This is a genomic window from Hungatella hominis (assembly GCF_014288005.1).
Classification (GTDB): Bacteria; Bacillota; Clostridia; order Lachnospirales; family Lachnospiraceae; genus Hungatella; species Hungatella effluvii.
In genome coordinates this window covers 270,143-295,461 of the sequence record NZ_JACOPB010000001.1, presented here as the reverse complement: position 1 = coordinate 295,461, position 25,319 = coordinate 270,143, and the positions used below count along the sequence as shown (strand labels likewise).

The 25,319-nt window shown below is 48.2% G+C and carries 21 protein-coding genes; 4 read left to right on the top strand and 17 right to left on the bottom strand.

Annotation, left to right across the window (positions count from 1 at the left end; translation table 11 throughout):
- Positions 1 to 140: 140 nt before the first annotated feature.
- Together H8S75_RS01345 and H8S75_RS01340 are read left to right on the top strand one after the other, a co-directional pair.
- A complete protein-coding gene (locus H8S75_RS01345; protein WP_187018741.1) occupies positions 141 to 917 on the top strand; it encodes a GntR family transcriptional regulator in 777 nt (258 codons plus the stop codon).
- A gap of 130 nt (positions 918 to 1,047) precedes the next feature.
- Positions 1,048 to 1,803: a GntR family transcriptional regulator gene (locus tag H8S75_RS01340; RefSeq protein WP_187018739.1), complete on the top strand. Its 756-nt coding sequence runs from the start codon at positions 1,048 to 1,050 to the stop codon at positions 1,801 to 1,803.
- Here H8S75_RS01340 and H8S75_RS01335 read toward each other — a convergent pair.
- The 7 genes from H8S75_RS01335 to H8S75_RS01305 all read right to left on the bottom strand — a co-directional run bounded on the left by H8S75_RS01335 (position 1,800) and on the right by H8S75_RS01305 (position 12,748).
- A complete protein-coding gene (locus H8S75_RS01335) occupies positions 1,800 to 2,816 on the bottom strand; it encodes a transglutaminase domain-containing protein (RefSeq protein ID WP_187018737.1) in 1,017 nt (338 codons plus the stop codon). The genes H8S75_RS01340 and H8S75_RS01335 overlap by 4 nt on opposite strands.
- An 18-nt stretch (positions 2,817 to 2,834) precedes the next feature.
- Positions 2,835 to 3,530 (bottom strand): P-II family nitrogen regulator, encoded by a 696-nt coding sequence (locus H8S75_RS01330; protein WP_187018735.1) that lies wholly within the window; start codon positions 3,528 to 3,530, stop codon positions 2,835 to 2,837.
- 58 nt (positions 3,531 to 3,588) lie between these two features.
- The gene (locus H8S75_RS01325) at positions 3,589 to 5,127 is read right to left on the bottom strand and encodes a DUF1538 domain-containing protein (RefSeq protein WP_432764168.1); all 1,539 of its coding nucleotides are present in this window, start codon (positions 5,125 to 5,127) and stop codon (positions 3,589 to 3,591) included.
- A 148-nt stretch (positions 5,128 to 5,275) separates the two neighbouring features.
- On the bottom strand, positions 5,276 to 6,751 hold the full coding sequence (locus H8S75_RS01320) for a GntR family transcriptional regulator (RefSeq protein WP_187018731.1): 1,476 nt from the start codon (positions 6,749 to 6,751) through the stop codon (positions 5,276 to 5,278).
- The gene (locus tag H8S75_RS01315) at positions 6,714 to 9,320 is read right to left on the bottom strand and encodes a hybrid sensor histidine kinase/response regulator (RefSeq protein WP_187018728.1); all 2,607 of its coding nucleotides are present in this window, start codon (positions 9,318 to 9,320) and stop codon (positions 6,714 to 6,716) included. Before H8S75_RS01315 ends, H8S75_RS01320 begins: the two co-directional genes overlap by 38 nt.
- A gap of 22 nt (positions 9,321 to 9,342) precedes the next feature.
- The gene (locus H8S75_RS01310; RefSeq protein WP_187018725.1) at positions 9,343 to 11,298 is read right to left on the bottom strand and encodes an ABC transporter substrate-binding protein; all 1,956 of its coding nucleotides are present in this window, start codon (positions 11,296 to 11,298) and stop codon (positions 9,343 to 9,345) included.
- A 316-nt stretch (positions 11,299 to 11,614) separates the two neighbouring features.
- Positions 11,615 to 12,748 (bottom strand): aldo/keto reductase, encoded by a 1,134-nt coding sequence (locus tag H8S75_RS01305; RefSeq protein WP_187018723.1) that lies wholly within the window; start codon positions 12,746 to 12,748, stop codon positions 11,615 to 11,617.
- Positions 12,749 to 12,942: 194 nt separating this feature from the next.
- Between H8S75_RS01305 and H8S75_RS01300 the strand changes: the two genes are divergently transcribed.
- On the top strand, positions 12,943 to 13,323 hold the full coding sequence (locus tag H8S75_RS01300) for a DUF11 domain-containing protein (protein WP_187018721.1): 381 nt from the start codon (positions 12,943 to 12,945) through the stop codon (positions 13,321 to 13,323).
- Between the two features lie 125 nt (positions 13,324 to 13,448).
- Here the strand turns inward: H8S75_RS01300 and H8S75_RS01295 are convergent, their stop codons facing one another.
- The 3 genes from H8S75_RS01295 to H8S75_RS01285 all read right to left on the bottom strand — a co-directional run bounded on the left by H8S75_RS01295 (position 13,449) and on the right by H8S75_RS01285 (position 18,027).
- A complete protein-coding gene (locus H8S75_RS01295) occupies positions 13,449 to 15,242 on the bottom strand; it encodes an ABC transporter ATP-binding protein (protein ID WP_187018718.1) in 1,794 nt (597 codons plus the stop codon).
- Positions 15,235 to 16,965, bottom strand: coding sequence for an ABC transporter ATP-binding protein (locus H8S75_RS01290; RefSeq protein ID WP_187018716.1), 1,731 nt, complete (start codon positions 16,963 to 16,965; stop codon positions 15,235 to 15,237). The genes H8S75_RS01295 and H8S75_RS01290 overlap by 8 nt, the downstream gene beginning before the upstream one ends.
- Before the next feature lie 129 nt (positions 16,966 to 17,094).
- Positions 17,095 to 18,027, bottom strand: coding sequence for a helix-turn-helix transcriptional regulator (locus H8S75_RS01285; RefSeq protein WP_187018714.1), 933 nt, complete (start codon positions 18,025 to 18,027; stop codon positions 17,095 to 17,097).
- A gap of 456 nt (positions 18,028 to 18,483) precedes the next feature.
- Here H8S75_RS01285 and H8S75_RS01280 point away from each other — a divergent pair, with 456 nt between their 5' ends.
- Entirely contained in the window at positions 18,484 to 18,975 is a 492-nt protein-coding gene (locus H8S75_RS01280) for a cysteine hydrolase family protein (RefSeq protein ID WP_187018712.1), read from the top strand.
- A 79-nt stretch (positions 18,976 to 19,054) separates the two neighbouring features.
- Here H8S75_RS01280 and H8S75_RS01275 read toward each other — a convergent pair whose 3' ends face one another.
- From H8S75_RS01275 to H8S75_RS01245, 7 genes are all read right to left on the bottom strand, one after another.
- Positions 19,055 to 19,522, bottom strand: a complete 468-nt coding sequence (locus tag H8S75_RS01275; protein ID WP_187018710.1) for a GNAT family N-acetyltransferase — start codon at positions 19,520 to 19,522, stop codon at positions 19,055 to 19,057.
- A 29-nt stretch (positions 19,523 to 19,551) separates the two neighbouring features.
- Positions 19,552 to 21,045, bottom strand: coding sequence for an IMP dehydrogenase (locus tag H8S75_RS01270; protein WP_187018708.1), 1,494 nt, complete (start codon positions 21,043 to 21,045; stop codon positions 19,552 to 19,554).
- Between the two features lie 97 nt (positions 21,046 to 21,142).
- Positions 21,143 to 22,132, bottom strand: coding sequence for a hypothetical protein (locus H8S75_RS01265; protein WP_187018706.1), 990 nt, complete (start codon positions 22,130 to 22,132; stop codon positions 21,143 to 21,145).
- 213 nt (positions 22,133 to 22,345) lie between these two features.
- Positions 22,346 to 23,647 carry an FAD-dependent oxidoreductase gene (locus H8S75_RS01260; RefSeq protein ID WP_243270147.1) on the bottom strand — a complete coding sequence of 434 codons (1,302 nt, stop codon included), beginning with the start codon at positions 23,645 to 23,647 and terminating at the stop codon, positions 22,346 to 22,348.
- 83 nt (positions 23,648 to 23,730) lie between these two features.
- On the bottom strand, positions 23,731 to 24,258 hold the full coding sequence (locus tag H8S75_RS01255) for a YeeE/YedE thiosulfate transporter family protein (protein WP_034533379.1): 528 nt from the start codon (positions 24,256 to 24,258) through the stop codon (positions 23,731 to 23,733).
- 39 nt (positions 24,259 to 24,297) lie between these two features.
- On the bottom strand, positions 24,298 to 24,525 hold the full coding sequence (locus tag H8S75_RS01250; protein WP_002603120.1) for a sulfurtransferase TusA family protein: 228 nt from the start codon (positions 24,523 to 24,525) through the stop codon (positions 24,298 to 24,300).
- A gap of 15 nt (positions 24,526 to 24,540) precedes the next feature.
- Positions 24,541 to 25,251 (bottom strand): YeeE/YedE thiosulfate transporter family protein, encoded by a 711-nt coding sequence (locus tag H8S75_RS01245; protein ID WP_029466629.1) that lies wholly within the window; start codon positions 25,249 to 25,251, stop codon positions 24,541 to 24,543.
- Positions 25,252 to 25,319: the final 68 nt, after the last annotated feature.

The window sequence follows — 25,319 nt, the reverse complement described above, 5'->3', positions numbered from 1 at the left end:
GATTTTGTCACGGTTTTCTCCTCTTATTTCTTGTATTTGTATTTATTTTGTGATATGTATAGGATTATAAAAGGTATTAAAATCATACCTTTTTGTTTCCATGTAATTCATCATGTTTTATTTTATGGAGGTATTGTTTGATGATACAGACTAAGAACAAATTAAAATATATGGAAATTTACAGTGATATAAAAGAAAGGATTGCTTCCGAAAACTATGGTGCAGGCAGTCTTCTTCCCACGGAGGGTGAGCTCACGCAGCTGTATTCGGCGAGCCGCACTACGATAAGAAAAGCGATCGCCCTCCTTCAGGAGGATGGGCTTGTAAAATCCGTGCAGGGAAAGGGTACTGAGGTGATCAGTCCCAAGAAATGGTCGCGGCCTTATCCCTTCCAGGAATTCAGAAATTTTAATCACATAACCGATTTTCGGGGAGCTCCGCTGGTGGAGGGGGAGATCATCACTCAGGAAGCCCTCGTTGATGTGGTACCTGCGGAAATAAAGATCGCCGGGGTCCTCTCCGTAGCCGTCGGCTCCGAAGTCTACAGGATTCAGCGTATAAAAAGCTTAAATGATATGGTGTTTGCCTACGTCACCAGCTATGTGCCGCGCCCTCTGGCCCCGGGCCTGGAGCAGCACAGTGGGAAATTCTTCATTCTGTACCGCTGTCTGCAGGAAAATTACGGACTCACTGTTGCGAAGGTGGAGGAAACGATATCCTCGGCTGGTTCCGGCTTTCTGGAATCGCGTCTGCTGGGAGTCGCTCCCGGGTCTCCGCTCCTTACGTTTCAGCGGACCGCCTACTGGGAAGGTGGGATTATGGAGTATTCCGAGTCCAGCTTCCGGCCGGACGTCTATCAAATCGCGGTGACCATGGAGGGACCGTTTGAATGGACAAGCGCAGATCAGCTTTCTTAGAGCGCTGCAAAGGTATTCAAAACATATCTTTTATTCCCGTAATCTATTGACTTTCCCTGGTACGTCTTTTATAATGACCTGATGGACAGCTTTTTTGTTCGGTAGAAAACACAGACAGGAGGCAATGATCTTGGATAAAAACGCACCAAAATATGTATCGGTTTACAATGCGATCAAGGCAGATATCTTGTCGTCAAAATATCCGACGGATTCCTTTCTTCCTCCGGAAAATGAACTGATGGAGATCTACGGCGTCAGCCGGACCACCATACGGAACGCCGTCAACCTGCTCAGGGACGAGCATATCGTGGAAGTTCATCAGGGGAGAGGCACAAAGGTACTCCAGGCGGCAAAATCCATCACACCCTATAAGTTTCTCAGCGTTAAAAACCAGGCCTCCGTGACCACGCAGTTCCGTCTGGAAGGCGACTGTTCCGTCAGCGCCCAGGGCGCCGTGATCGACATGATTCCGGCCGAACTGAAAGTGGCCAGGGCCTTAAACATCGAGAACGGAAGCGACGTGTACCGTCTCCAGCGCGTCAAGATGGTAAACGATACGATTTTCGCCTATGTGGTCAGCTACGTGCTGCCGGAGATCGCGCCCGGCCTGGAGCGGCACAACGGGGAAATCTACTTTTTATATCGGTTTCTGAAGGAACAATATGATATCAATTTTGAAAACGGCAAAGACATCATCTCGGCCGGAATCGCCGGCTTCATGGAGTCACGGCTGCTGAATGTCAATCCGGGAGCCCCTCTGCTGATCTTTAACAGAACGACGTACCAGCGCGGCATACCATTCGAATACTCGGAAAGTATCAACCGCGGAGATCTTCTGGAGCTGGTGGTAGACAGCTTTGCGTCTTCGCCGAATTCTTATTATTAGAGTACCTCCCCTTCATTCGCATTCTCCATCAGCAGTTCTTCTTCCGGCAATACCTCGGTGAATTCAGCAAAAAAAACCGCCTGGGGCCAGTTGAGTCCCGCCCGGACGTGTTTCCCCTTTTGCCTTGCGGCCTCCTCCATCAGATTTAAGAGTTCCGTCACCGTGTCCCGTGTCAGATAACCGCCTCTCCAGTGGAAAATAAGCGGCTTTCCTTTTTTGACTGCCTGCGCGGCGCGTTTGGCCACGTCCTCCGTCTTTGTAAAGGAAAGCTTATTTTCCCTGTAATAGAAATGGTCTCCGTCGCCGCATGGCGGGGCCTGATAAAGCACCGGCTCGTGGTCGCGGAACAGCTGCTTATCCCCCAGGTTAAAGTAGTCGTAGCGGATGGTCTCTCCATGGCCCAGGCTGTTGTCAAAGGTGGCATCCAGATGGTAATACCGGCCGCCGATTTTCACGATATTCCAGGCATGGCGGTATTTGATACCCTTTTCCGGATTGGCTTCGGATATAGCTATCATGCACCAGATTCCCAGGGCATCACAGAGAATCTTCACCGTCTTGGCGATCCCCTCACAGACGCCCACGCCCTGACCCAGGGGGCCGATGATCTCATGGGAATACGGCTTCTTCAGCTTGTCGTAGCGGACGCTGGTACAGATAAAATCATGAATATACCGTTCTTTCTCCCACTCTGTCATAGATTCGGCCGGGCGAACCAGCTTGGCCGTTCTGGCGTTCATCGCCTTCTGATGTTCTTTCACCTTTCCCTTGTCAAATAAGTATTCCGGTATCATCTCCACGCTGCCGGAATTCTGGTAAAAACGGTAGTGGAATCCGGTACCGTAAAACAGTTCGGGGCGGTCCAGGCGGAGCTTGAAAAAGATATCCGCCAGTTCCCGGTTTTCCAGCCGCGGAACCGCAAAGGACGGAGCGAGCGCCGTCAGACCGGTTTTCATGGCGTGATATGCGCTCTGCTCTGTCTTGTTCATCTGGCTGTAATAGTATGGTTCCATGGTCTTTCGCTCTCCTGCCTAATCGTTATCGTCCTCTGCCTCTTCCATGAGGCGCATGCCCGCCGTGCTCGTCACGGGGAGCGAAAACGCTACGGCCCGTGCTTTGCTTGCCGGACCGGCTTTTTCCATGATATTTTTCATGACAAGGCTCTTCATGCCACTCTTTACGACGATGAACACCATCTCCTTTTCCGCCACGAGGGAGACGCCGAGATACTTCTCCGCACGCTCTAAGCCTGTGCCTCTGGCGTGGATCACGGTTCCTCCGACTTCCTCCACCTCCCGGGCTGCGTCCATAACCATGTTGGTATATCCCTGGTTGGCAATCACAATCAGGAGTTCATATTTCGTGTCTTTCAATGAGCTTTCCTCCCCTTTTTCAAAATTCTGATTCTCCGTCAGGAACAGCAGAGGCTTCTTGCCTCCTATGCTGCTGAGCGGAATAATAAAGGCTATGCCCGTGCCCGGAACGTCAATTTTTAAATGCTTCTGTAGATCTGATTTTATTTCTTTCCATACGGAGCCAGTCACCACAGACAGTATGACAGCCTTCTCCGTCTCCTCCAGCCCTAAATAGTCCAGGGTATCGCTGACCGCGGTCCCGTTACCCACGGTTATAAAGGCGACATCCGCCCCGTGATGGCCGTACAGAGTATGAAACTTTTTTACCGCGGTTCTTTCCGTGATTGTAACCATTAAATACAGTTCGCTCATACTGCAGTCCTTTCTTTCGGAATCTTATCTGTGCTGCTTTATTGCAGCTATACTGCCATTAAAGTTCGATGATCGCATCATCGTCAAGCTGGTCGAAGTCCAGTGCCGGCTCGGAAAATGTCTGGTCTTTCGGTGCGGATCTCTGCCGCATCTGATAGATCATGCCCAGAATCTGTATGGTAATCAGCGGAGTCATGGCAACCATGGCGACCACGCCGAAGGCGTCAGTGACAATGTTTCCGCCCACCGAGGTACAGGCTCCCTGCGCAAACGGCAGAAGAAATGTGGCGGTCATCGGGCCGGAAGCCACCCCCCCGGAGTCAAAGGCGATGGCCGTAAATATCTTCGGCACAAAGAAAGAAAGTCCCAGCGCAATCGCATATCCCGGGATAATGAACCACAGGATGGAGATTCCCGTCAAAACCCGCAGCATGGCGATTCCGATGGATACGGCCACGCCAACGGAAAGGCTGATACTCATCGCTCTGGCCGGAATGGCGCCATCCGTGATCTCTTCCACCTGTTTGTTCAATACGTAAACAGCCGGTTCCGCCTTGACGATAAAGAATCCAATCAGCATACCGATCAGAACAATAATCCAGTTGTAATCCAGGGAGGCGATCACCTGTCCAAGGTAATTACCGGCCGGCATAAAGCCCACATTGGCACCAGTCAGAAACAGCACGAGGCCGATGTACGTATAGACGAGACCTACAATGATTTTTCTTAAATTTCTCTTTGAAAGTTTGAGAACTGCGATCTGGAAAATACCGAAAAACAGGATTATGGGAAAAAGCGATACGGCAATTTCTCTAATATAGGCAGGAAGTCCGACGCGGAACAGCTCCCATAATTCTACGGAATTGCTGATCTCCGGAAGGACCGGCGGAATATAGGCACTTTCATTGGGCCTGTAAATCATTCCAAGGATAAGTACTGCAAGAATCGGGCCTATGGAGCAGAGTGCCACCAGGCCAAAGCTGTCGTCCGACGCATGCCGGTCATTACGTATGGCGGAAATACCGATACCAAAAGCCATGATAAACGGCACCGTCATAGGGCCCGTCGTCACGCCGCCGGAATCAAAGGCCACTGCCAGAAAGCTCTGCGGAACAAACAGTGTAAGAACAAATGCCAGAATGTAAAATACAATCAGCATGTGAGGCAGCGCAATGCTAAACAGCATACGCAGAAGTGCAATGACGAGAAATACACCAACGCCCAGCGCCACCGACAGGATCAGAGTCCGGTTCGGTATGGACGGCACCTGTTCCGCCAGCACCTGAAGATCCGGTTCCGAAATCGTGATGATGAATCCCAGTACGAATCCCAGTATAACGATAATGCTCAGTTTTTTACTCCTCGTAATGGCCGTGCCCAGCCTTTCGCCCATGGGAGTCATACTGATCTCCGCCCCGAGCGTGAAGAACATGGTGCCTACGATGATCATGGCAGCACCCATCAGAAAGCACAGTAAAATACTGGGGGAAATGGGAGCGATCGTGAAGCACAGAATCATGACAATTCCGATGATCGGGAGTACGGAATTAAGCGCTTCCGTCAGTTTCTCTCTCAATTTTAGCAGGGAATTTTTCAATAGGTAAACCTCAGTCCTTTCTATAATAAATTGACTGTTACAGTATAACATGAAACAGCTTCTGCCGTAACCTTTTATTACAGCCATCGCTTTTTTGAAGCATTTTTTAACATTTTTTTAACAGCAGTCCCGAAACAGACCAGTTAAATCACTTCCATAATGCGGTTCCGTCATACACGTTCATCGCACTGTCCCAATACCCCAGCCTTTTGCATTCCTGAATAACCAGCCAATGAATCTTCTGAAATACAGCGGATGCATGAGCAGCAAAAAGCTTCTTATCACCTTTTGCCAGCATTCTGGTCACTTCCATACACTGTCGGTACAGTTCACTGTTTACAGGGGTTTTATCTTTTTGTACAAGCTTGGGAATCCCTCTCCCTATGCTGTAATTTTTAAGCAGCAAATCATAAACAGCCTTAAGAGCATTGTAGTGAATATGGTCTGCAATAAATTCTAACAGTGTAAGTGGAATAAGCTGATGATAAAAAGGATCGTTCCACTGACTGTTCATAACCGACCACAGCCTGCGCGCGTCATCAGGACTGGCGTTTTCCGCCGCATGCTCTGCCACTCCCTCAACAGTCATCGCCACAAGCTCCAGGCTGTCGAAATAACGTCTTACGTGGCTGGCGATCTGTTCCGGTTCAATACAGATTTTCTGCAGTCCCTCTAAATCCTTTGCCACAAAAATTCCGTTTCTTGGTGATGCAGTCACCACTCCCCAGTCCTGTAAAATTCTGATTGCTTTGATAGTCGTATCAATACTGACACCATATATCTTCTGAAGTTCCTCATGTGTCGGAAGCCTGTCGCCTGGCTGGCAGCGCCCTATGGATATCTGGCCTAAAATGTCTAAATAGACGCTGGAATACCGTTCCTGTGATTTTCTGAACTGACGTTCAAAATTCTTCGTTCCCACTCTTAAAGGAGAATCCGGAGTGACACGGCAGACCGGTTCTCCCTCAATTCGATCTAAAACAATACCATAAATCGAAAAAAGCGCATCAAAATGAACTTCCTCCGGTCTGCCGCCACACTTTACTGTCTCTATCAATTTTTTTAAGCCTTCCAGATAATCAACCCTGTTTTTCCTTGCAGCCGGCAGAGGATCGACTTCTCCCAGCCCAAGACTGTCCACAGCACGCAGTGCCAGCTCATTTTCATTTCTGGAAATAAAGAAGCGCCATAAGCGGTTGGACAAACGCCAGAATCCAATTGGGTCATCTACATCCATGTTTTCCACTATCGTCTCGGGAATTTTCCAGTCATCGCCTTTACACAGGAACATTCCACGGCGGTTAACCGGATAGCATAGAAGAATACCCGATTTTAAGATATCGTTGGCTGCAACGGCATCGACCTGTTTCCGTTCTTCCTTCCCCTCCTGCCATCTGTTCATATAATCAGCAGCAACTACAGGCCGCTTCTTTGGAACTACCTCCAAAAAACCTTCCTGCTCCAACATCTCCACCGCCCGTCTCACGGTCCGTTCAGAGGTATCAAATTCCCTGCATAAATTGGCCCTCCCAGGCAGCGTCGTACCCGGGGACAGCAGGCCGCATATTATTTTGTTTTTCAAAATTTCATAGACTCGTTCGTATTTTACTACGCCGTTCTTCATCCTTTTCCCCGCTTTTCTTCATTAACACTTCATCACAGCACCGGTAAACATCATCCAACATAAACGGTTTTGCAATATGGCCATCCATTCCACTGTCCAGGCACTGTTTAATATCCTCCTGAAATGAATTGGCTGTCATTGCAATGATTGACACCGATGCGGAATCCTTCCTTGGCAGCCCCCGGATCTCCCTCGAAGCGCTCAGTCCATCCAGTACAGGCATCTGTACATCCATTAATATAATATCATAAAATCCCTCCGGTGAGGAAGAAAAATGTTCAACAGCATCTCTGCCATCCACAGCGGTTATAATCTGCGCGCCGGAAATCTCTAACAATTCCACAGCAATCTCCAGATTCAGCTCATTATCATCTACAATCAATATCCGTCTACCCTCTAAATGTCGGGACTGAATCTCTTCGGCTTTCGCATCTTGCCCCGCCTCTACATTCCGAAGCAGTTCCTCCACATCACTGCGAAAAGCCGGCTGGCACAGTAAGCCAGAGGCACCACACAAACGGACAGCCTCATCTAAATCGTCCCGGTCGTATCCGGTTACAACTATCTTAAGCCCCGTACAACCGGCTGTGCGACGGACTTCTGCTGCAAAAAGTTCTAATCCGGGCAAAACATTCCACCTGACGAGGCACATGTAATAAGGATTGCCGTCACCAGCGGCAGCCACTACTTTTTCCATAACTTCGGATTCTGATACAGCAAAATCTACGGTATATCCCGCGCTCTCCAGTACATAAACTATATGGGACTGCCGATTCATCACCGGATTCACCACCAGAATGCGCCGGTCCTCTCCCCACTGTTCTCTGTTGCCGACGCCTCCGTCCAAAACCGTATCAAAGGGTATATCGGCACGGAAGATGCTGCCGGCGCCAGCCCGACTCTCCACCTCAATGGTTCCCCCCATCAATTCGACAAAGTTCTTTGTAATTGGAAGCCCCAGACCCGTTCCTCCGTACTGACGCGCAATTCCGCTATGTTCCTGAGTAAAAGCCTCAAAAATTCGGTCTCTGTTCTCTTCAGCAATCCCACAGCCGTTGTCACGTACCTCAAAACGTATCCATATTTTATCGTTTTCCCGTCTCAGTTCCTCCACTGACAGCACTACACGGCCTCCGTCTGGTGTAAATTTCATGGCATTGGAAAGCAGATTAGTCAGAATCTGATTTAAGCGCATACTGTCTCCCGTTAAGTTCTCCTCCAGCCTGCCGGATAATAACGTGTCGTATTCTATCTTCCGTTCCTTGGCCTGATTGTAAAATATGACAGACAGGACCTTTAACAGATGCCCCAGTTCAAATATCTCCCTGTGCAGTTCGATCCTCCCGCTCTCAATCTTTGACATGTCCAGAATATCGTTGAGCAAAGACAGTAAGTGGCGGGAAGACAGACTGATTTTTTCAAGGCAGCTTTTCATACGCTCCGGATCCCCAATATGCCGCTTTCCCACTTCCGCCATTCCAATGATGCCGTTCATCGGCGTGCGAATCTCATGGGACATTTGAGAAAGGAAACTGCTCTTCGCCTGACTGGCCTGTTCAGCCTTTTCCTTTGCCTCCATCAGCAGACGTTGATGGAGGCGCTCATTTTTCTGATACATGGTAAATAAAAAGAAGAGCATCAACAGGATAGCGGCTAAAATTCCAAGTGAGAGAACTATCAAAAACCGGCTCAGGGCAGATACTTTGGAATTAACGGTGGCATAGGCCATACTGGTAAATATATACCACTCTGTGCCCGGTACAGGTGCGTAATAGAGATACTCGTGCCTGGGGCCAAGTTTTAGGGATACCATCCCCTCTTCTCCACTGATCACTTGCATTTGCAGTGTTTTCAGATCATACCCCTCATCAAAATCAGCCTCCCTGCTCATAACGGTAAACAGGTTGGAACCCTTTATCAAATCATTGGAATACTTACTTTTGATTACAAAATCTCCGTTTCGCGTAATAACATTGGCATAGGCATCCATTCCCTCCTTACTCAATGCCAGTTTTTCGCCAACCACTTCCGTATCAATCCCCGCCATAACCGCCACCAGTTTCTCATCTCCAAGGCTTCTGGGATCCATGGAGGTGCCGAGAAGAATTATATTGCTGTCCCATATCGTTTCATTATATGATACCAGCCGTTCCGTTCCCGTAAAAAGCTGGTCCAGTCCTGAAAGCTTGGATATCACCTGAAGTGTTCCATCTGGTGAATAACCGACTCCTTTATCATTCAAAAGGGCTACATGGGTAAAATCGTTATCATGTTGAATCCTAGCCAGAAAATCTACCAGATTGGCCTTATCCGACAATTCTGTATCCGACAGGGAATTGGCCACAGTCCGCAGCTGTGCAAACTGTCCATCAATATTATTTTTAAATTGTTCATTCATCTGTGCCGTCATTTCCCGTAAATAAACTTCGCTGATTCCCGATACCGTCTGCCGCGCCTCACGCTGGTAAGCCCCCCAGCAGATAAAACCAGACAGCAGAGTAATCAGTACAGCCAGCAGAAAGGCTAGTATTTTTCTCCTCTCCAATTGTCGGGGAATGATCTTTTTCATTGCACTTCCTTCTTTCCTGGTCTTATTTCATCTTATAGTCAGCCAAATCTGTAATACGGCCTTCTATCTGTGCGCGAACAGGACTGCCCTGATGATTATCAAAATACAGAACCATAGCGTCGCGATACGTCAACCCCGTTTCTTTGACCATGGAGACAGATCCCTTCTCAGTTTCATCATCATACCAGTTAAGCATAGTATAATTATCTCCGTTTCCTTCCACATATCCCCGTTTTCCGGCCATATAGTCATTGATTGCCACCTGGTAGACTGTCTTCCGATCGACAGGCGTTCCATCTCTAAGGGTAAGTTCCATAAGACGCTCTCCAGCCGGCCTGGAACTATCAAATACATATGTCAATCCTGAAACAGAAAGAAAACGGCCTCCGGGTAACTCATCTGTACATACAGTCAAACCATTTTCTATCATATCCCACATCGTTTGCCCATCCATCTCTAAAACCACAATCAGATTGTCAAAGGGGCAGACAGCTTCCAAATCCTCGCCCAATACCTCGCCCTTATAAAAACTGCTTCTGATTCCCCCTCCGTTGATCACCGCTATCGGTGCCCCGGAGGCATCTGCCACACTATCAGCCAGAAAATTACCTATTTCACTTTCTCCCCGGCGCACATTAAAGTCATGAAGCAGCAGGTCCTCTTCCATAACTCCCACCACCTCCATGGCGTCATCCACCGAATCTGCTCCTTCTCTTACATAATAGTCCAACGAGGCCAATGCTTCAGAAATCGTAATTTTATTCCCCATCACCTTCCTGGCGTTACTTCCTAAATACTCCAGCGTCCGTTCCGGAAACAGCACATGGTATACGTAACCATTTTCTATACATGATTCAATTCCCTTTGGAACTGTGTCTTCACCGGCTTCGTAATTCTGCAGACAGGAAATCCCTGTGTTTAACTCTTGAATAAGTGCTTCCTGCCCTTCCTGGGTGGAAAGCAGTTCCAGCACACGTCTGCATGCTTCCTGCTTTTCTTTGCCGGAAGAGCTGTTAATTCCAATGTAGGCAGCCGGAGAAAAAAGCACCCAGGGGGAGTTCTCCCCATTACTGAGAAACGGAAGCATTCGGTATGAATAAACAGGGGCTTCCCCTGCTTCCACAGCATTCAGATTTTCGGCCACACATTCAGAAAATAAAGCACTGTCTCCACACAGTACCGCCAGGGTACCACGTCCCATTCGTGCACTATACTTAATAGAATTGCGCTGCCGGCCGATCGCAGCCGCATCTATCACACCGGCTTCTGCCAGTTTCCCTATCGCTGTGAAGCTCTCTTCCCAGACGCCACTAAAAGAAGCGTTCTGTGTCCAGAGAGCAGCAAGCCAGTTAACCCCTTCCATCGTTCCTAAAAAATCAGGAACCGTATATCCCGTATAAAACATGGCTATATTCGCATTATAGTCGCTGAATACAGCAAAATTGCTCCCGTCCTCCCCTGCAATTCCCCGCTCTTTTAGTGTAATCAGTGCTTCACGCAACTCTTCATTGGTATTTGGCACAGAAATTTCTTCCAGTTCGAAAAGAGTCTCGTTTACTATGTAACCCGTATACTGTCCCGGCAGCGGCAGCTGGTATATCTTTCCATCCTGCTTTAAATTTTTCATAACAGCGCCATCGTAAGCCACGGTAACGGACATATCACTGATATCTAATACATAATCCAGGCTTTCGCCGGTCAAAGGCTGCGTCGTAATGACCAGATCCGGGCCGACTCCATTCTCCAGCCTCCGAAGCTGTTCGCCGGGGTTAAAACTCTGCTCTGCCTGCAGGTCAATATCGGGATACACCTTCTCAATCAATTGCTCCAAAAGATCAAATTTTGTATTAAAAAGTACCGTTACAACCGTCTTTTTCTTCGATTCCAGCAAACCGCAGCCACTTAAAACACCTGCTGTCAGTACCAAAATCACTATAACAGCAGTATATTTTTTTAATCTCTCTATTTTGACTCCCATAGTCGTCATCTCCTCCGAAAACAGACTGGTACCGCGGATCCCAGCGGAAGAATTCGCCCTTTTCTTTTTCTCACTTTAAACAATTTGCTGTTAAAGACAGCCAGACCATCCGTCGCACCTTTTACTTGGTACACTTGCCATATATTATAGCCAAAAACTAGGATCTAATACCATATATTCAGCAAACATAAACATATTTGATACATTATATCATTACAATTGCAGAAAATCAACCGGCTCATAGATAGGAGCAGTAAGTTAATAATCAAAACAGCAAAAGGCCTGCGTAATTCGGCGCAGGCCTCAACTTTTATAATTATGCTTTTAATTTTGCAGCAAAATCCGCCATAGCCTCTGAGATTTTAATCTGCTGCGGACATACGGCCTCGCAGCTTCGGCATCCGATACAGGCGTCAGGATGCCTGTCTCCCGGCACTGCCATCAACGCCATGGGCGCAAGAAAACCGCCGCCGGTAAAGCAGTGTTCGTTGTAAAGCTCCAGCAGAGATGGAATATCCAGTCCCTTTGGACAGTGGCTTACACAGTAGTGGCAGGCCGTGCAGGGCAGAGAGGACTTTTTAAGCATCTCATCCGCAATCGCCAGTAACGTCTCCATTTCCTCTTTTTGAAGCGGCTTATCTTCTTCAAAGGTATGTATATTTTCCTGAAGCTGTCCAAAATCAGACATGCCCGACAGGATCATCGTGACATCCGGAACAGACTGCAGGAATCGAAACGCCCATGCCGGCGCCTTTTCTTCAGGGCGGAATTTTCTCAGCCTTTCCATGTGTTTTTCGGATAAAACAGCCAGCTTTCCTCCCCGCAGCGGTTCCATGACCCATACAGGCAGTCCATAGCTGTGCAGCAGTTCTGCTTTATCCTCAGCGCCCTGGAATGACCAGTCCAGATAATTTAGCTGAATCTGGCAGAACTCCATCTCACTGCCGTACGCCTCCAAAAAACGCTTCATCACCTCATAGCTGCCGTGGGCCGAAAAACCAAGATGACGGATTCTCCCCGCCTCCTTCTGTTTCAGCAGATACTCAAAAATCCCATACCCTTCGTCCAGATAAGCATCAATATTCATCTCGCATACATTGTGGAACAGATAGAAATCAAAGTATTCCACCCCGCACTTCTCAAGCTGTTTCTCAAAAATCCCCTCTGCCTTATCCATGTTGGAAAGGTCATATCCCGGAAATTTTGTTGCCAGATAAAAGCTCTCCCTCGGATACTTGCCAAGCACTCTGCCCAACACTTCTTCGGAATGGCCGCCGTGATAGCCCCAGGCCGTATCAAAGTAGTTGATACCCTTTTCTATTGCATATGCGACCATTTCTGCAGTGGCCGCCTCATCAATGGCAGAATCATCTCCTGCCGTTACCGGAAGACGCATAGCCCCCATTCCAAGGGCAGACAGCTTTAAGTCCTGAAAATCTTTGTAAATCATATTCGCACTCTCCTTTTCAGTCATAGACATTTCTTTTATTATACTTGCTGGAGTGAACTCCAAGTCAAGAAGTTTTTGCAGTCTTGCAGTTTTTTTGTAACAGTTCAGCTTTCCGTGTGAACGATTACATATTGATGTCATGTCCTTCTGTTAATGCATATGATAAATCAAACCAGCTTTGTGAGGTGAATTCCATGGCAATTATCAACAAATTAGACAACACTGCCAGTGTAACCTATGGCGGAAGTCCGATCAACAGCAACACGGTATCTACAGTTCTGCTTATCGCGCCCACAGTTGTGAAAGCGGTAGATAAGTTAACAGCCAGTATTGGCGAAACTCTGACTTACACCGTAACCATAACAAACCTTGGCTTAAGTGCCTTAACCAATCTGCCCTTCAGCGATACAATTCCTGCCGGCGCTACGTATGTTACTGGTTCTTTTACGGCAAACGGCACTGCTGCCACACCAACCCTGACCAGCAGCACACTGACTTATACCATACCCAATATTGCGGCGCTTGGTACAGCCAGTCTCCAGTTTCAGGCTAAAGTTGTGGGCGGTACCACTTAATACCTGCCGTTTATACTTCTGCAAACACCCTTGAGCCGCAGCATCGGCAGCGGACTTTCATAACCTTTTTATGATCAAAAAAAGCAGTGTCTGAACTTCGACACTGCTTTTTGCAAACACTGTTTTTACGCTTCCTCCGATCCCCACGCAAACTGGGAATTGTAAAGCTGACTGTAGAAACCGCTCTGCGCCATCAGGCTCTCATGGTTCCCCATTTCCGCAATATCTCCATCCCTGAGAACGAGAATTAAATCTGCGTTTTTAATGGTGGACAGACGGTGGGCGATGACGAAACTGGTCCTTCCTTTCAGTACCTTGTTCATGGCGCTCTGCAGCATCTTCTCCAGACGGGTATCTACCGAGGAGGTAGCCTCATCGAGAATCATGATCTGCGGATTCTTTAAAATAGCCCTGGCAATCGTCAGGAGCTGCTTCTCTCCCTGGGAGATATTGCTTCCCTCCTCGTTAATTACCATGTTATAGCCCTGGGGCAGAGTACGGATAAAGTGATGGACATTGGCCATCTTGGCCGCATCGATTACCTCATCCTTTCTGGCCGACAGATTACCGTATCGGATATTGTCAAAAATAGTTCCGGAGAACAGCCAGGTATCCTGCAGCACCATACCAAACATGGACCGTAAGTCCTCCCGGTTCATATCGCGGATATCCACACCGTCAACGAGAATCCGTCCGCCGTTTACATCATAGAAGCGAAGCAGCAGATTGATAAGCGTGGTCTTTCCCGCTCCGGTTGGTCCTACGATGGCAACCATCTGACCGCTCTTAACCGTGACGTTAAAGTCCCTGATTACCGGTGTGTCCCCATAGGAAAAGCTGACATGCTCAAAGGTAACCTCGCCCTTTGCCGGTCCTGGAAGGAGTCCCGCTGGAGACTTTTCTGTCTCCTCCGGTTCATCGAGAATCTCAAAAATACGTTTCATGCCTGCAAAGGCCGCCTGAATCTGGGCAGACAGCTGGGAAACCTGGGTCAGCGGGTCGTTGACCTGCCAGATATAACGGATAAATGCCTGTAAGTTTCCCACCGACAACGTACCGGCCAGGATGGCAAAGCAGCCGATTACCGCAATAACGCCGATGCTTAAATACGTCGTCAGGGAAATGAGAGGGCTCATGAGTGACGAGAGAAACTGCGCCTTAAAAGCGTGTTTCTGCAGGCTGTCATTAACCGCCTCGAACTGTTCCCTGGACTGCTCCTGCTGTCCGAACAGCAGTATTTCATTGTAACCGGTATACAGCTCCGTAATCGCTCCGTTCATATCACCGAGTGAGTCCTGCTGAGCCTTAAACTGACTCTGGCTGATCCGCACAATACCGCGGGTGATGAGGGCCCCCACCGGGATGATCAAAAAAGCGATGCAGGCCATCAGTTTGTTGATGGAAAACATCATCCACAGGGCCAGAATCAGGGTAAGGATACCGCTGATCACCTGGGAAAAGCTCTGCTGGAGCGCGTTGGATACCGCCTCCACGTCGTTGGTGACACGGCTCAGTACGTCGCCGAAGCTGTTGGTGTCAAAATACCGGACAGGCAGGCGGCGTATCTTGTTCTGAACCTCGTTCCGCAAATCGTGCATGGCGTTCTGAATCGAGTTGGTCAGGCAGAACGAGCCTACGATCTGGGAAACCGTCTTCGTAAGATAAATAGCCAGAAGCACCAGCAATATATTGCGAATCACTTCAAAATTAATGCCGGCGCCCTCTGCGCCGGAGGCCATATCCGCCAGGTCTGCGGCCAGCCTGCTGGTAATCATTCCTTCAATCCGCGGCGCGGCTGTAATCGCCCCAATACTGATAACGATCATAAAAACAGATACAAATAACTGAAAAGCATAAGGCGCCAGAAAGGGTTTCAGTTTTCCCAGCATCCTTCCGATTTCTTTGATTTTTTTATGCATGGGATAATTCCTCCTCACTTAACTGGGATAATGCAATCTCACGGTAAATGCGGCAGTTCTCCAGCAGCTCCTTATGGGTTCCTGTCCCCACGATACTGCCCTCGTTCAATACGATGATCTGGTCGGCCTCCATGATGCTGGAAATACGCTGAGCCACCACCATGACGATGGCGTTCCCCGTCTCCTTCTTAAGCATCCGGCGAAGCTTCGCATCCGTCTTAAAATCCAGGGCAGAAAAGGAATCGTCAAAAACATAGACATCCGGCCTTCGAATCAGCGCCCTTGCGATGGACAGACGCTGGCGCTGGCCGCCGGAAACATTGGTTGCGCTCTCCGTGATATGTTCTTCAAACCCGCCTTTTTCCATGATAAAATCGTACGCCTGCGCGGTCTTTGCCGCCTGTACCAGTTCCTCCATCGTGGCATCCTTCTTACCGAAACGCAGATTATCTGCAATGGTTCCGGAAAACAGCATTGCTTTCTGGGGAATAAAACCGATGGCGCGCCGCAGGCTCTCCAAATCATACGTCCGGATATCCTTCCCGTTCATCAGAACACGGCCCGCACTGACATCGTAAGCCCTGGGAATTAAGTTAATCAGCGTACTCTTTCCTGACCCGGTACTTCCGATAAAGGCGATCGTCTCTCCCCGCTTCACCGAAAATGACACATCCTTAAGCACCGCTTCCTCTCCATCCGGATAAACGAAATCTACATGGTCAAAAACGATATCATCGATGTGGTCTAACGACTGCACATTGGTTTCAGGATTTTTAATCGACGGCTCTGCGTCAAATATTTTCTGGATACGTCCGGCGCTGACCGCTGCCTTCGGATACATCATAAAGACCAGGCAGAACAGCATAATGGAGAACATCACATGGAATAAGTAGTCCATAAACGCCACCAGCTCACCGATCTGCAGAGTTCCCTCGCTGAGCATAATGCTGGCAATCCAGTAGATTACCATACCGGCTAAGTTCATAAGAAGGAAGAAGACCGGCTGAGTCACAGACATCAGCTTAAACAGTTTCTTCGAGTTCCCCATATAGCTTGAATTGGCGCCGTCGAAGCGCTTCTTCTCATACTCATCGTTGGTAAATGCACGGATTACCCGGATACCGCTTAAGTTCTCCTTGGAAATCCGGTTGATGTCTTCCAGGGAGGACTGCTGGCTCTCACTGATCGGCTCCGAAATCCTTGCCACCAGAATCACTCCGCCCACAATCAGCGGAATCGTCGCCAGAATAACGACGGACAGGCTTAAAGAAGCCCGTAAAACCAGGAAAATGCTTCCGATCATCATCACCGGCGTCATGAGCGCGGTTCTCAGCAGAATATTCATAAACATCTGAATCTGAAATGCATCATTGCCCGTCCTGGTAATCAGGGAGGCGATGCCGAATTCGTGGAACTCACTGTGTGAGAATTCCTGAGTTTTCTTGAAAATATCATTTCGGATATCTCTGGTGACAGAGGTCGAAAGATAAGCACAGCAGTACCCCAGCAAAATCGTGCCTGCAACTCCGGCAAAAGAAATAGCGGCTATCAGAACCCCCATCTTCCATATGTAGGCCGGATCCCCGCGGTTTACTCCGTTATCGATCATCTGAGCCACGATTGTCGGAATACCCAGCTCCACAAGCGCAAACCCCAGTACGGATACTACATTGAGCAGAAACATTTTCTTGTAGTTTTTTAAGTAGTGGATAATTAATTTCATATAAAGCCCGTTTCCTCCTGATGAAAATATCTTAACGATTTACTCGCGTCCCCCTAGCATAAACTATAAGGTAACCCTATAGTCAAGTAAAACTTTAGCAGACAATAAAAATTGTGGTAAAATGTAATATCATTTTTCGTATAAGGAAGCTATATCATGTATTCTTCGCTTCATTTCCGTGCGGATATGCAGCGGCTCCAAGCATTCGCATTTATCCCCAAAGCTGAGAAGAATATCGTAGTGGTACTCGTTCTCTATGAAAGGAAAACTGACAAGGTAATAATCATCACCGTCCGGCGAGAAATCTTCATAAGAGCAATAATCAAGCACCCGGTCCATCACCGATTGATGAATACGGATTTTGATTTTTGTCTGCATCGTTTCCAGCATTTCTGCAAAGTCTAAAACCGGTTTTTGATAATCCCGCGGTACAAAAGCCTCCTCCTGCATTTGCAGGTCCGCCATACGGGACAGTCTGAACAGGCGGAAATCATGTCTTTTTTGGCAATACCCCTGTAAATACCAATGGCTGCTTTTCAATACAAGCTGATACGGCTCGACTGTTCGTGCGGTTTTATTTCCATGGTGGGCTGTATATTCAAACGAAAGCAGCCTGTTTTCCTGCAAAGCTGATTTGATAATTTCTAAATATGGCTGTATGCTGCTGTTTCCTGTCCACGGACTTAAATCGATACATATCTGATTTACCTTTAATTCGATATCCTTCGCTCTGTCAGCCGGGATAAAGCTCCTGACTTTCGCAAGAGCGTGTACCAGTTCGTCTCCCCGCACGATGTTGGAAAGACTGGACAGCCCCATTAAGAGAGCGGAAAGATCGTCAGCAGAAAATACCTTTTTATCCATTTTGTATTCCTGCATGATTTCAAAGCCGCCGCCCACTCCCGGTATCGAACAAACAGGAATCCCCGCCATGTTGACCGCATCTATGTCGCGGTAGATGGTGCGGGGTGAAACTTCAAAAAGATCGGCTAACTCCTGCGCGCCTATACGCTTTTTATCAAGGAGTATCATAATAATACTTACAAGCCTGTCAACTTTCATCAGATCATCCGCCTTCCAAAATTTCTTCCACCTGTGTGGTTGGGACTGCTTCGGCATACGTCCTGCCACAGGCTCCTGCTGCCTGCTCTGGCCCGGTGGTTCATCTCCATTTCCTGTGACTTTGCAGGGTATTAGCAGTTCTTAATGCGCAGAATTTTTCGTTCAGGGGAAATCCCCACTTGTTTGAGCAACGCGAGTTTGGGGATTTCCTCTGGTTTTTAGAAAAATCCTGCACGTTTAGAACTGCTTATGCCCGAAACCGGAACAGGAAATGGAGATGAACCACCGGGCCAGAGCAGGCAGCAGGAGCCTGTGGCAGGACGTATGCCGAAGCAGTCCCAACCGCACAGGTGGAATTTCTTTTTCCCATTATAGATTGTTGCCATATAGCTGTCAACAATTACAGGCTATAATAAAAAAGCAAACAAAATACACTACCTGTCAGGAGGAGACACCATGCAGAAGAAAGCCCTGGTCATAATCGATATTCAAAATGATATAACAAAGAATTACAAGGACGTGATTGACAATATCAATCAAGCGATCGATTGGGCGGCCAATCATCAAATTCATGTTATTTATATCAGACATGAAAATTTATCCGCAGGCACGAGGACATTTAAACCGAATACCTGTGGATCTGAATTAGCTTCAGACTTGAAAATGGTATCAGACAATATTTTTACAAAATATAAAGGAAATGCGTTAAGCTCTGAAGAATTTACAGATTATATCAGAAAGAATGAACTGTGTGATTTCTACATTGCAGGAGCAGATGCCGCCATCTGTGTCAAATCGACCTGCTACAACCTGCGCAAGGCAGAGTATGGCGTGAGTGTGCTGTCAGACTGCATTACCAGTTATGACAAAAGAAAGATTGATGAGATGCTGCATTATTATGAAAGCAAGGGATGTAACATTATTAGCCTGAATGATCTGTTAAGTTAAACACTTTCTATATTAACAGTTTAGCGCGGCGGACATTGTATTATCCGCCGCGCAGCTAACCGCTCTTTTAATTTTTCTCTTATAAGTTCTTAGTCATTTGCTTTTCCATCACTTCATAGACCAGTATGGCGTTGTTCTCAACCTCTGTTTTCCCATGTCTCACGGTCTTGTATCCCCTGCTTTCATAAAAGTGAGCCGCAGGAAGGGACGCATCCAGACATATAGATGGATATTCCCGTGCAATTTCACGTTCCAGGTTCTCCATGATCCGCCTGCCATACCCCTGTCCCTGAAATTCCGGGGCAACGAAGCCCCTGGTGATATGGCTGCCTTTGCAGCTTCCGGTTCCTACCATCCGGCCGTCGCTCCACAGAACACGCACACAGCCGTCTTCTATATCCCGGCTGATATTGGTTCTGTTGTGAAGGCTGCAAAAGAAATCCACCACCGCCTCCGGATAGTACCGGGGATAGACCGCGGTAATGGTGTTCTGTACCAGATTATAAATCTGCTCTGCGTGGTCTTCGGATGCTTTGAAATATTCCATACAATCCGCTCCCTTTCCGGCAAAAAACTTTATTTTGAATCTCTCAGCATGACATCATGTGCCCCGCCCTCGACAATACTGGTCGATGAAACCAGCGTAATTTTTGCTTTGCTCTGCAGCTCCGGAATGGTGAGCGCGCCGCAGTTGCACATGGTTGAGCGCACCTTGCTCAGGGTGAGACCCACGTTATCCTTTAAGCTGCCCGCGTACGGTACGAAGGAATCCACACCTTCTTCGAATGAAAGCTTTTTCTCTCCGCCCATATCATACCGCTGCCAGTTTCTCGCTCTCGCACTTCCTTCGCCCCAGTACTCTTTCATGTAGCTTCCGTTGACATTGACTCTCTTTGTCGGGCTCTCGTCAAATCTGGCGAAGTATCTGCCCAGCATCACAAAGTCAGCGCCCATGGCCAACGCCAGGGTTACGTGGTAATCGTGGACAATTCCGCCGTCAGAGCAGATCGGAACATAGATGCCGGTCTCTTCGTAATAGGCGTCTCTTGCTCTTGCCACCTCGATCAGAGAAGTTGCCTGGCCTCTTCCGATTCCCTTCTGTTCACGTGTGATGCAGATTGCGCCTCCGCCGATCCCGACTTTAATGAAATCAGCTCCGGCCTCCGCCAGGAAACGGAATCCTTCCGCATCCACTACATTGCCTGCGCCCACCTTCACACTCTGTCCGTAATTCTTCCGGATATAGTCTATGGTGATCTTCTGCCACTCGGAAAAGCCCTCCGAGCTGTCGATGCAGAGCACATCGGCGCCTGCTTCCAAAAGCGCTGGAACACGTTCCTCATAGTCTCTCGTATTGATACCCGCCCCCACCATGTAGCGCTTGGAACTGTCAATCAGCTCGTTTTCATTTTTCTTATGGCTGTCGTAATCCTTGCGGAACACGAGATAGACCAGCTGTCCTTCTTTATTAACCAGAGGAAGACAATTGATCTTGTGTTCCCAGATAATGTCGTTGGCTTCCTTTAAAGTGGTGTCTTCGTCCGCGTAGACGAGGTCGCCGATCTGTGTCATAAATTCCTTTACCTTCGTGTCAGGGGTCATACGGCTCACACGGTAATCCTTATTGGTTACGATTCCCAGAAGCCTGCCGTTTGGTCCGCCGTCTTCCGTTACGGCGATCGTTGAATGGCCTGTCCGCTCAGTCAGGGAAAGCACGTCCTCCAGCGTCATCTCAGGAGATACATTGGAATCGCTTACTACAAAACCGGCACGGTACCGTTTCACCCGGTTCACCATCGCTGCCTGCTCGGCAATGGTCTGAGATCCATAAATAAAAGACAGGCCGCCTTCCTGCGCGAGAGCGATAGCCAATCTGTCGTCCGACACCGACTGCATGATTGCGGAAACCATAGGAATATTAATATGCAGCGCCGGTTCCTCTCCCTTATTGTATCTGACCAGAGGGGTCTTTAAACTTACTTCCGATGGAACACACTTTGTCGATGAATAGCCCGGAACCAGAAGGTACTCACTGAATGTTCTGGACGGTTCCTCATAATAGAATGCCATTTTAATTCTCCTTTTCTGACTGCTTTTCTCATATTCTACTACATTTTCCCACAAATTGGTAATCTTTTTTTGTTATATCTGTTTATTTGTCGGATTACTAAAAATCCAATACCGGCACCAGATTCTCACTCCCCCCGCTCCTGGAAGTGCTGTTCTCCGTAGAAGCAAATGAAACCAGGGGACCTCCGGTCACATACTGGAGCCCATTTTTCAACGTAATCCGCAGATAAACTTCGTAATTCACGTTGTCTTTTCTTCCTATATAATCGGACACGTCGATCCGGTAGCCCACTATTTTACCGGTCTCACCTGAAAGCTTTGTAAGGGTAAGGTCTTCCCCTGCCAATTGGTCGTATGCGGCAGGCTGTACTTCTACGGCCTGCGCCTCCGTGACTGCCTGACTATAACCGGATTTCTGGTGTGAGCCGCCATTTCCACCCGGGCTTTCTACCATACCGTTTGCCGCAATCTTTGCTTCTGCCATTGCGATCTCGTCCTCTTCAAAGGGATTTCCACCTGCATTTCCCGTAATCCAGAAATGAAACATCCCCTCATCGTTTGCCTCGGAATCATAAAAATCACATTCCGCCCGCGCCATCATGGTATTGACGGTATACACAGGCTTCAGAATTTCCTGACGGTATCCGGTCTCTGACTCAATTACAAAGGCCGGTTCCAGCCATTCTGCCGGTTCCAGCATAAACTGTGCCTGGTTCTCTGCGTCAAGCGCCTGCCGGTATACGGTTCCTTCCGCAGTCAGACTGGCAGTCACAGTTTCATTCTTCTCCAGCGCTTTGGGAACCGCCCGCATCGTCACCACCAGCTTTCCGTCCTGCATCCCCATATTTATGGAAGTATCGGAAAACAGGCTGGCATCCTGCTCCATCTTCTTTGTCACACTTTCATATTTATGATCCGCATCGTTCCTGACTCCGTTGATTTCATTGCGCAAAATGGCTTCCATACTGCTCATCTCACTTCGCAGATTGTTCAGTTCCTGCTTCATGCGGTAATTGTTGTACAGGGCGACGGCCAGCAGAATGATTACAAGGGCCAGTGTTTTGGATCTGATTTTATCTTCGCTCATGACATCTCCTTTATGGCTTTATCTTTATGGCTTATCTTTATTCTATTATCCTGCGGAAATGATGTCAATTCATTAATCAAAGCATCTGTATTGTCTATCTTACAGAATGGTGGTTACGATCCAGTTCCCTGATGTAAAAAAATGGACAGAGGCAAAAGCAGTTTTTTATCTGCCTTTGCCTCTGCCAGGCTATAACATTCTGATCAGTTACGCTTACTTAATCCCCTCCTCAAGCGCATCTTCTGTAATCCCTTCTGTCAACACTCCCGCAAGCTTTCCGTCTTTTATAAATGCCACTGCCGGTGCTCCGCTGATGTCCAGACGGCTGGCGATGCCTGTAGACTTATAGATATCCGCCTTCGTCACCTTCACGCTGCCCGCATGCTTTTCTTTAAAGGCTTCGATGACAGGAAGCAGCTCACGGCTGGCCGTCTCCACGGCATTCCAGATGTAAACCACACCCGGTACAGTCGGGTCCATAATCTGTTTTTCGAATACTTCGCTCTCAGCCAGGTATTTCTCCGCCGCATAGCCAGCGATCGCGCCGTCTCCGACCGCGGTAGCTACCTGCTTTAAGAATTTATCCCTTACGTCTCCTGCTGCAAAGACGCCCGGCATGTTTGTCTCCATCTTTTCATTGGTGATCACGTAGCCTGCACGGCTTAAATCGATGATATCCTTGAATATCTCGGTATTTGGCAGGTAACCGATAAATAAGAAACACGTATCCACCGGCACATCGATGATCTCGTTGTTCTTTAAATTCCGCAATGCCACACTGCGGAGATGTTCCTCATCTCCTCTGAATTCTGCCGGAAGCGTGTTCCAGATAAACTCCATCTTCGGATTGGCCAGGGCTTCTTCCCTGGCAATCTCGTTGCAGTCCATCTTCCCTTCCTCGTGCATGACGCTGACAATGACTCTGCTCGCAAACTTTGTGAGGAACATTCCCTCCTCGATGGCCGCGTCTCCGGAGCCGATGACCATGACGGTCTTTCCCGTGTTCGCCGCCGCATCACAGGTGGCGCAGAAAGAAATACCCTTGTCGTATAAGAATTTGTCCTCCCCCGGCGCCCCGGTGAGTCTGGGCTTGCCGCCGCTGGCAATGATGACGGAACGGCACTCATAATCGGTCCGGAAGGTCTCCACTACTTTTTTGTCTCCCTCAAGCTGTACCGCGCGCACGTCGGTCAGTTTGAACTTTACACCGAACTTCTTGGCCTGTTTGTGGAACAGCTCCATCAGGCCCAGACCTGTACTGCCTTCCGGAAATCCCGGGTAATTTTCAATCTCGTTCGTATAGGTAGCCAGTCCGCCTACCAGCGCCTTCTCGACCACCAGGGTTTTCAGCCTCGCACGGCCGCAGTAGATGGCGGCCGTCAGACCTGCTGCGCCGCCGCCGATAATTACCACATCGTATTGCTCTATTTTCTTTTCCAAAATAATTCCTGCCTTTCTGTACTGATTGTCATCTGTTCTATGGGAAAAATGTTTTATGATTATCATCTGCTTCATAAACAGTTTCCCGTGACGCAAAAACCGCCGCAATTCTGTCAAAGAGTTGCAGCGGTCAAAGATTCATTTCCGATATTGCGACGCTACATGAAGAACCTGGCCAACAGCTTGCTCCCAATGAAAGCCCCAATAAACAAAAAGAATGCAAATACCCATCCGGATAACGACATGGAGCCGATCGCTGAAAAAAGAGCTCCGATGTTGCAGCCGCCGGCAAGCCTTGCGCCGTATCCCATCAGCAGTCCGCCCAACGTGGCGGCCACTACCTGCTTTAAGGATTTAATCTTTTTGAATTTAAACTGAGAGGCCAGCAGAGCAGCCAGCAGCGCTCCTGCGATGATACCGAAGTTCTGCCAGGATCCTGGATGATTCAGGATTCCGCTGTTTAAGGTATTCTGCGCGCCTTCTGAAGAAAAGTAATACCACTTATCCACATTACCGCCCACGAGACGGTACAGCCATGCGCCCCAGTTGGCAAAGATGCCGGACACTCCCCAGGGGGAACCGGTAGACGCAAACATGGCGATCTGGAAGACGGCCAGCAGCACCGCTCCTGTGACATATGTAAATGGATTTTTGAAAATCTTTTTATAATATGGATTTTTACTCACTTTATCCCAAAAAGCCTTCAAAGTGTCACCCACGCCTTTCTATTTTGTTTTTTCAATGACGATTTCCCATTCTCCGTCGTCCACTTCCTCAATCTCTACGTTATATCCCTGATTTCTGGCCCATTCCGGAACATTTTTCATCGCACAGCTGTGGTCAATCGACGCAATCAGTACGTCACCTACCGCCATCTTCTCACACTGCTTCTGAACCTTCATTAACGGTACCGGGCAAGCCTCGCCTAAACAATCAATTGTAAATTCTGCCATGATAATATCTCCTTTCTACTCTTCAATTCCCATTTTTTTCTTTTCATATAAATCAGCCGCTATATAGAGCAGGCCGATCGTTGCTAACTGTAAAATCACTGCTCCCGCCCATCCAAACACATCCGGGAGGAAAATTCTTGGAGCAGTTGCGATAAAGTTCTCTGTCCACCATCCCATATGGCTGGCGCCGATCAGGGATCCGATTACAAAGAACAGCAGACTCAGCATCTGCATTGCAAAGCCTTCGCCAACCCGCATCAGCGTGCCGGAAGCACATCCTCCTGCGATTACCATACCGATACCAAACATGATTCCGCCTACTGCCGTGGCAAGGCTGATGGGCATGATATAACTCTGACCCGGAATCTCCTGTCCGTTTACAAATGCGCCGTATTTAATTGCGGCGAAGCCGATGGTGGTTATGGCGAATGCAATCAGAACCGCACGGGTAATCGACGTTGATCCGGTAATACACGGGTCTCTTAAGGATGCGGTAAAGCAAAAGCGTGACTTCTGCAAAATAAAACCGAAGCAGCACCCAAACGCCCAGAAAAGAGCCAGCGTGCCGTTTTTAAATCCTAAGAGTATTCCGATCACTATGATAGCCAAAAAGACTCCAAATCCAATGGGAAGCTGATTCTTTTTCTTCTTCCGTGGTCTTGACGAGCCTCCTGAGGTCTGGCTTCTGCGGATACTTCCTGTCGTTTCTGTTCCGTTTTCCTGCATTCATTGCACCTCCTTTTTTCTTGTTTTTTGAGGATTTGAACGCGTTACTACACCTCTACAGTATAGCA

Coding starts and splice junctions, on each gene's coding strand:
- H8S75_RS01315 (WP_187018728.1), bottom strand. CDS start 9,320: ATGAAAAAGATCATTCCCCGACAATTGGAGAGGAGAAAAATACTAGCC.
- H8S75_RS01295 (WP_187018718.1), bottom strand. CDS start 15,242: ATGCATAAAAAAATCAAAGAAATCGGAAGGATGCTGGGAAAACTGAAA.
- H8S75_RS01300 (WP_187018721.1), top strand. CDS start 12,943: ATGGCAATTATCAACAAATTAGACAACACTGCCAGTGTAACCTATGGC.
- H8S75_RS01305 (WP_187018723.1), bottom strand. CDS start 12,748: ATGATTTACAAAGATTTTCAGGACTTAAAGCTGTCTGCCCTTGGAATG.
- H8S75_RS01345 (WP_187018741.1), top strand. CDS start 141: ATGATACAGACTAAGAACAAATTAAAATATATGGAAATTTACAGTGAT.
- H8S75_RS01275 (WP_187018710.1), bottom strand. CDS start 19,522: ATGGAATATTTCAAAGCATCCGAAGACCACGCAGAGCAGATTTATAAT.
- H8S75_RS01245 (WP_029466629.1), bottom strand. CDS start 25,251: ATGCAGGAAAACGGAACAGAAACGACAGGAAGTATCCGCAGAAGCCAG.
- H8S75_RS01280 (WP_187018712.1), top strand. CDS start 18,484: ATGCAGAAGAAAGCCCTGGTCATAATCGATATTCAAAATGATATAACA.
- H8S75_RS01250 (WP_002603120.1), bottom strand. CDS start 24,525: ATGGCAGAATTTACAATTGATTGTTTAGGCGAGGCTTGCCCGGTACCG.
- H8S75_RS01290 (WP_187018716.1), bottom strand. CDS start 16,965: ATGAAATTAATTATCCACTACTTAAAAAACTACAAGAAAATGTTTCTG.
- H8S75_RS01320 (WP_187018731.1), bottom strand. CDS start 6,751: ATGAAGAACGGCGTAGTAAAATACGAACGAGTCTATGAAATTTTGAAA.
- H8S75_RS01335 (WP_187018737.1), bottom strand. CDS start 2,816: ATGGAACCATACTATTACAGCCAGATGAACAAGACAGAGCAGAGCGCA.
- H8S75_RS01330 (WP_187018735.1), bottom strand. CDS start 3,530: ATGAGCGAACTGTATTTAATGGTTACAATCACGGAAAGAACCGCGGTA.
- H8S75_RS01310 (WP_187018725.1), bottom strand. CDS start 11,298: ATGGGAGTCAAAATAGAGAGATTAAAAAAATATACTGCTGTTATAGTG.
- H8S75_RS01260 (WP_243270147.1), bottom strand. CDS start 23,647: ATGAAGCAGATGATAATCATAAAACATTTTTCCCATAGAACAGATGAC.
- H8S75_RS01285 (WP_187018714.1), bottom strand. CDS start 18,027: ATGAAAGTTGACAGGCTTGTAAGTATTATTATGATACTCCTTGATAAA.
- H8S75_RS01265 (WP_187018706.1), bottom strand. CDS start 22,132: ATGAGCGAAGATAAAATCAGATCCAAAACACTGGCCCTTGTAATCATT.
- H8S75_RS01270 (WP_187018708.1), bottom strand. CDS start 21,045: ATGGCATTCTATTATGAGGAACCGTCCAGAACATTCAGTGAGTACCTT.